The following is an 8,432-nucleotide window of genomic DNA, read 5'->3' as shown; positions in this document are numbered from 1 at the left end:
CAGTATAGCGAGCAGCAATATGAACAACAAACGATGGACTGGCTGATCCAGACATACATGGAGCAGTTACAACAATTGATCACACATTGTTGCTCAGCAGAAGCAGGGGGATATACACCTTCTGACTTCCCTCTGGCAAAGATAGATCAAGAAGTATTGGATCAACTTACTGAAAAATATCCAGCAATCGAACAGATTTATCCATTAGCGCCATTGCAAGAAGGTATGCTTTTTCAGTCAATGTATAGCAAAAATGATCAAGTGGGTGGGGACTATATTGTTCAAATGGTCTTTACCTTAAAAGGTGAGCTGAATCAGCAGGCTTGGGAAGAGGCATGGCATGATGTTGTCCAACGATTTGCCGTGTTTCGCACTGCTTATCTTTGGGAGGGAGTGCAGCAGCCGCTTCAGCTTGTGGTGCCAAATGTAACATATGCGTTTGAGAAACAGGATTGGCGCATATTCACAAGTGTAGAGATAGAGAGAAATTGGCACCAGTTGGTTCAAAGCGATCGGAAACAGGGATTTCAGTTAGATCAGCCTGGATTGACCCGTCTACATTTCATTCAGATTGATGAAGATCATTATCGACTTCTCTGGACCTATCATCATCTGCTACTTGATGGGTGGAGTATGTCGTTAGTCTTAAATCAAGTCTGGAAAAATTATTTACGGCGAGCAGATGGGGCATCCATTGAGATAGAAAAAGAAGTACCCTATGAACGATATCTCAACTGGCTGCAAAATCAGAATCAAGAGGCTGCAAAAACTTATTGGCAGAAGAAACTGTCATCAAAAGAGACCACAACCTGGATTTCTTCGGCGCCTGCCTCAAATCAAGCGAGAGCAACAGATGTGAAGATAAACAGATTATCGAAAGAGATGACTGATCGATTACAACAGTTTGCTAGACAGCATAAACTAACGATCAGCACGGTGTTACAAGCGGCTTGGTCTCTTTTGCTGGGCACTTATAGTGGAGAAGAGTATGTTCGTTACGGAATTGCTGTGGCAGGAAGACCACCTACATTAGAACATGTAGAAAAAATAGTAGGACTTTTTATCAACACCTTACCAGTATCCTGTCGTTTTAATGGCGAAATTGATTTATTAACGCTTTGTAGAAAGATTCAACAAGAACAATTAGAAATGCGACAGCATGAACATTGCTCTTTGATTGATATCCAAGGGTGGAGCGGAATTCCACGAAATCAATCATTGATTCATCATCTATTTGCCTATGAAAACTATTTAGAGATGGATCGGCTTGAACAACCACATTTACAGATTAAAGAGATTCAAGGATTAGAGCAAACCGAGTATTCGCTTTGTTTAGTAACAGCACCAGGCGATGAGTTATTTGTGAAGTGGATGTATGATCGGCAATACTTTCATGCGACGGAAATTGAGCAGCTTCACCAGCATTGGGTCTCCTTATTGGAGCAATTTACTTCTTCTCCCACTCAGACAATCGAATCGTTAACAATCATTGACCCAGAACAGCAAGAAGATCAGTTAACTGGTGATCATTTGGATGTAACCGATCAATCTACCAAACTTCCATATCGGTTAGTTGAACAAATTGCTGAAAACCATCCAAATGTTATTGCGTTACGTACCCAAGATCGAGTCTATTCATATCGTCAGTTGAATGAAGCTGCAAATCGATTGGCTCACTTCCTACGCAAAGAGGGAGTAAGGGCTGAAACAAAAGTAGTTCTCTACCTTGAACGTTCATGTGAACTGGTGATTGGACAATTAGCTGTTCATAAGGCAGGTGGTATCTTTATTCCTGTTGATCCAAATCATCCAATCAGGCGACTTCATGAAGTAATCACTGATGCACAAGCTACCTGGCTGCTTACCCAAAAACGATTTGATGAATCAGTCCAATCATTAGATGTGCAAACTCTTGTCCTGGACGAAGCAGAAGAAGCATGGGGAAAAGAATCATCTGAAAATCTATCAACTGATGTGGATGAAGATCAATTAGCTTATCTGATTTACACTTCAGGGTCAACAGGTAGACCAAAAGGCGTCGAGATCACACATAAGGCTTTGTTTAACTTGGTTCATTGGCATCAAGAGCGTTACCAGATGGATACAAAGGATCGAATGTCTTTCATCGCGGGAGTTGGGTTTGATGCCTCAATCTGGGAAATATGGCCCACTTTAGCAAGTGGATCGAGCCTGCACATTCCAGAAGAAGATGTTCGAATCCAGCCTGAATTATTACAAGAGTGGCTGTTAAACGAAGCAATCACGTATAGTTTTTTACCAACGCCGTTGATGGAGCAAATGTTTTCTCTATCTTGGGGTTCTGCGGGTTCATTGCGAGCTTTTCTTACGGGTGGAGACCAGTTGCGTCAATATCCAAAGTCTACGTTCCCAATTCCTGTTGTTAACCATTATGGGCCTACGGAAAATACAGTGGTGACAACAGCAGTTGCTTTAACTCCAATTGGTGAAGAACAAATGACGACATTGCCACCGATTGGTCAGGCGATTGCCAATGTGAAACTATATGTTCTTAATCAACACCAACAACCTGTTCCACAAGGAGTAAAAGGAGAACTATATATTGGTGGAGCAAGCCTGGCGCGTGGTTATCATGGTCAACCTGAAATGACTGCTGAAAGATTTGTTCATCATCCTATCTATGGACGACTCTTTCGAACAGGTGACCAAGTTCGCTTAGCTGCAAATGGAAATCTAGAATTTTTAGGTCGGTTAGATCAACAAGTGAAGATTCGCGGTATGAGAATGGAATTAGGTGAAATTGAAGCAAGGCTATCACAGCTGCCAGAAATAAAGGAATGTGTAGTAACTGTGCATGATGATCAATTGATTGCTTATGCCGTTTTAAGCTCAGACCAGAGCTTCGCTTGGCAGCAGGAGCTTCGAAAGCAGTTACCAACATATATGATTCCACAGCAACTGATTTCACTGGAAAAAATACCATTGACGCCCAATGGAAAGATTGATCGTCAGGCATTACCAAAACCAGAAAAGATGGACTCAGAAAAATATGTAGCACCTCGGACACCGATGGAACGGAAAATGGCAGAGATATGGTCTGAGGTATTGCAAAAAGACAAGATTGGTTTGCATGATCACTTCTTCTTATTGGGAGGGCATTCGTTATTAGCAACCCAGGCAGTCACCAGAATGAATGAGGTCTTTCGACAAGAGATTCCGTTGAAGTATCTATTTGAAAATCCGACAATTGCTCAACTTGTTGAACAGATTAAACAAGACCTATTTGCCAAATTAACAACAAGTTAAAACAAAGAAAGGATGAGTCAGCACTTGAGCACGAGTGATGTTCAGATTGATGAGTACGCGCTGCGAAAAACATTAGAACAGTATCAATCGATAGAAGAAGCTGTGATCCAAGTACAGGATCAACGTGTGGTTTGTTACCTGAAAGTTACCAAAAAAGATATGTTTCATAAAGGTGAGTTCTTTCGCTTTCTAGAAGAGCAGGGAGAATGGAAGAAAGGAATAGAAATGGCGCTCGTCATCATGGAAGAGTTTCCTCTTTCCGCTGATGGCGGGCTTGACCACTCTTCTTTACCAACAGTAGAAGATCAATGGTTAGAACCTGAGTCTTTTACAGAAGAAATGATTGCAGAAATATGGAGCCAATGGGTCGATGCCGATTTGATTGGTATCAATCAACATTTTTATGAGCTTGGGGGATTAAATGAACATGTAGAGGCAATGATGCATCACATTGCAGAAACGTTTAGAGTTGATTTGCCAAGACATTTCTTAATAACGATCCCAACTATCCAGGAATTAGCTCAATACATCGAACAAGAATTAATCAATCAAAAAAAGGATGACAAAGCGGTATCTGTCATTCAATCAGTTGATCGAACTCAAGACCTTCCGCTTTCATCTGCGCAACAGCGTATTTGGTTTTTTGAGCAATATAGCCCTGGAACCTCCGTGTATCACATCCCATTTTCTTTACTGTTACAAGGGAAACTTGATATGAAGAAGTGGCATCAAAGTATTCATGCGTTAGTGGAGCAGCATGAAAGCCTTCGTACTGTTTTTCTAAAGGTTGGAGAACATCCAGTTCAACGTATTTTAAATGAGATCGAAATACCATTACATCAATATGACTTGAGTAATGATGAGCATTCACGAGAAAAAGCGTTGCAGCGGATCGAAAAAGAAATCGAAATACCTTTTGATCTTGAACAAGGACCATTAATTCGTTGCTCGTTATACCGTATCGGTGATGAAGAGTCGATCTTTTCCCTTCAGGTGCATCATCTTATCTGTGACGGTTGGTCAATGGGTGTTTTCATGGATGAGTTGTTCCGTCAGTATAAAGCTCGTTTACAGGATCGTATTCCCAACCCAGCGGTATTACCCATTCAGTACGGAGATTATGCTGTATGGCAACAGGCAAATGTAAATAGCCAAACGATAAAAAATCAGTTGGAATACTGGAAAAAACAATTGGAAGATGTTCCTGTGCTTCAACTACCGACTGATTATGTAAGACCAGCCAAACAAACTTATCGTGGGGCAACACATACAATTGAATTGAGTGAATCATTGAGTACCTCGCTTCAATCGCTTAGTCAACGTGAAGGTGTCAGTCTATTTATGACTTTGTTGACAGCGTATTTGTTATTACTCTATCGGTATACAGGTCAGACTGATCTAGCCGTGGGAAGTCCTGTAGCCAATCGGAATCGGAAAGAAATAGAAGGACTTATTGGACTTTTTATTAATACTCTTGTTTTTCGTACAAATATTGATGGAAACCCTACCTTTATCGATATTTTGAATCGCGTTCGAGAAGTAGCATTACAAGCCTATGCAAATCAAGATGTTCCATTTGAGCAAATTGTTGAAACACTGCGCCCAGACCGAAGCTTAAGCCATTCACCACTGTTTCAAGTCATGTTTGTCTTACAGAATATGTCGTTAGGTTTTCACCCCATTGATGGACTCAATACTGAGTTGATTGAACTTCAGCAGCCAATCGCTAAGTTTGACCTTACTTTAACGATGAGAGAACGTAAAGAAGGACTCATTGCTACTTTCGAATATAATAAAGACCTTTTTACAAAAAAAACAATTCAACAGATCGGAGACCACTTTCAGAAGTTATTAGCAGAAATTGTGGAAGCGCCTCATCGGGTCATTGATTCTTTTTCTTTATTAACAGCAGAAGAAGAGATGCAGTTATGGGCTTGGAATCAAACAACAACGACATATCCTCGTAACCATTCAATTGGTGAAGAGTTTGTACGTCAAGTAAAAGCTACCCCTCATCAGACTGCCTTGATAATGGGTGCAGAAAAATATACTTATCAGCAAGTAAATCAACGGGCAAATCAGTTAGCTCATTTTTTCGCATCGAAAGGTGTGCAAAATGGTTCATGTGTAGGGATACTGATGAATCGTTCTATTGAGCAAATCATTTCATTGATTGCGCTTGTCAAATTAGGTGCAGTATATGTGCCATTACGAGTAAATGATCCAATTCTACGTCTACAACAGATGATATCTGGTTTGAATTGTCAATATATCTTAACGGATGAAAAATGGATGAACAAAGCTGATCAACTTTCAATCCCTACATTAATATTGGATCATGAAAAAGAAACGATTGAAAGCGAGTCGGACGAGAATCCAGAGCAAGTAGTTGAGGCTGACGATTTACTCTATATTATGTTTACCTCAGGTTCAACAGGTCAGCCCAAAGGAGTAGAGGTTCTTCACCGAAATGTAATGAGATTGGTGAAGGGTACAGATTATATTCCTTTTTCAGATGAGCAAGTATTCCTACAGTTGGCTCCACTGGCGTTTGATGCTTCAACATTCGAGATATGGGGAAGTCTGCTTCATGGCGCAACACTTGTCATCATGCCTACTGAGGTTGCTACACCCCAAGAAATTGGAGATGTGATCACGCAATATGGTATTACGACTCTTTGGTTAACAACTGGTTTGTTCAATACAATGGTTGAAGAGAACGGTAATGCTTTGACTCATTTAGAGCGAGTAATGGTGGGAGGAGATATTGCATCTCCCTCACATGTAGAGCAATTGCTTGCGATTGGAGATATGCAGATCATTAATTTTTATGGACCGACTGAAAATACGACTTTTACAACTTATTATCCAATTCCAGCAAATGGGTTAGGCAAAAGATCTATTCCGATTGGCAAACCGATCGCAAATACTCAGGTTTATGTATTGGATCAACAGATGAAGCAAGTGCCAGTCGGTTTACCTGGTGAGTTATTTGTTGGTGGAGATGGTCTCGCACGGGGTTATCATCAACAAGCTGAATTAACGAAAGATCGATTTATTGAACATCCTGAGTTAGGTCGTCTTTATCGGACTGGTGATTTGGTTCGCTTTTTATCAAGCGGAGATCTTGAATTTATCGGTCGACGGGATTATCAAGTGAAAATTCGTGGATTTCGAATCGAGCTACCTGAAATTGAAACAGTTTTAACTGCTCATCCACAAGTTCGTCAAGTATTGGTAATCGTTGATAATCAAATGGATGAGAAACGAATAGTTGCATACTTGGTTACTGAAGAAGCTGGTCTCGATTGGCGGTCGATCTTGAAACATCACTTGCCTGAATATATGATTCCTGCGATGTTTATTGAGCTAGAGGAATTTCCACTCACAACAAATGGAAAAATCGATCGACACGCTCTGCCTGCTCCTGATTGGCAGCAAACTTCACAGGAGTATGAAGTACCCATCACACCGATTGAAGAATGGTTGTCTCAAGTATGGTCAGAGTACCTAAAGCTTTCACAGGTAAGTACAATTGCCAATTTCTTTACTTTGGGTGGTCATTCACTGTTAGCAACACGTTTAATATCAAGGATTAATCAAGCTTTTGGATTACAGTTACCATTGCGCTCCATTTTTGAAGCACCAACAATTCGTGAGTTAGCTGGGCAGATTGAGCAGGAGCTAGCGATTCAACAACCTGCGTCCTTGCCATCGATTCAATCTGTATCCAGAGATGTAGGTCATCATCCTGTCTCTTATGCGCAACAAAGACTTTGGTTTTTTGAACGATTTTTAGATCAATCGACGCTTTATCAAATTCCTTTTTTATTGCGTGTTTCGGGAGCACTTGATCAAGATCGGCTAACAGCTTGTTACTGGCAATTGGTCGCACGTCATGAAAGCATGCGTACACTTTTCTATGAACAAGATGGACAAGCATTTCAAGTGATTCAAGATGAGCAGTTTGGCTCATGGACAGTTCTTGATCTATCCAGTCAACCAGATGCTTATGAGCAGGCCTTTATTGATGTGAAGCAGGATGCGCTTACTCCATTTGATTTAACGAAAGAACCATTGATACGTGGAAAGCTTTATAAGCTAGGTGCGGAAGACTGGTTGCTCTTTATTCATATGCATCACATTATTTCAGATGGATGGTCTTTACATTTATTATTGGATGAATGGTTAACACTCTATGAAGGAAAAAGTGAGCTTCCTTCTTTAGAGATTCAGTATGTTGATTTTGCAAGCTGGCAAAGAGACTGGTTACAACAAGAATCTTTTGCTCAGCAATTGCAATACTGGACGCAGCAATTGGCTGATACGCCTGTTTTACAATTGCCAACAGACTTTCCTCGATCGGCGGAACAGACGTTTTCAGGGCAGGTTCAAACTGTTCGTTGGCAAGGAGAATGGATCAATGAATGTAAGGCATTAGCACATCACGCTGGAGCAACACCGTATATGCTTTTACTGGCTGCTTTTCAACTCTTGCTAAGTCGGATTAGCGGTCAAGCTGATATCGCTTTGGGCAGTCCAATTGCGAATCGAAATCATCCAGAAATAGAGGGTTTGATCGGCTTTTTTGTCAACACGTTAGTCATTCGAACCGACTTATCAAAATCATCAACGTTCCGTCAGCTACTTGCAAATGTTCGTCAACGAACACTAGAGGCTTATGCACATCAAGATGTTCCTTTTGAGAAAGTGGTTGATGAACTACAACCAGAGCGTCATCTGAGCCACTCACCCCTTTTTCAAGTGATGTTTTCGATGCAAACAACAACCATTGATTTAGCTGATCGAGCAGGTTTGTCATTTACCGACATTCCTTTGCCACAGGAGACATCAAAATTTGATTTGTCACTTAATATAGCGGAGGAAAATAACGAATGGATAGTGTCTTGGGAATATAATACTAATTTGTTTCGAGCAGAGACAATTGAGCGGTTCAATCAACTTTTCCAACATCTGCTCCAACAAATTGTAAATGAACCAGATCGACTGATTCATGAATATAGATTGCAACTTCTAGATGATCAGGTTCAGTTACAACAATGGAATCAAACAACGGTCCCCATCTTAGAGTCTAATCTCTTAGCACCATTATGGGATCGTGTTTGTCAGCATCCAGAAGCGGAAGC

Annotated in this window: 2 protein-coding genes; both read left to right on the top strand. The window is 40.8% G+C overall.

Translation table 11 applies throughout. The features are described 5' to 3' along the window. On the top strand, positions 1–3,285 hold a 3,285-nt coding region (locus BUB71_RS18640; protein ID WP_139279204.1), incomplete at its 5' end, for a non-ribosomal peptide synthetase. Positions 3,286–3,309: 24 nt separating this feature from the next. Further along, the coding region (locus tag BUB71_RS18635; protein ID WP_175552430.1) for a non-ribosomal peptide synthetase at positions 3,310–8,432 on the top strand (5,123 nt) is incomplete at its 3' end.

Origin of the sequence: Seinonella peptonophila (genome assembly GCF_900129355.1) — a bacterium.
Lineage (GTDB): Bacteria > Bacillota > Bacilli > Thermoactinomycetales > Thermoactinomycetaceae > Seinonella > Seinonella peptonophila.
Note: the sequence above shows the minus strand (reverse complement) of the source record. Positions and strands in the feature narration are given on the sequence as shown.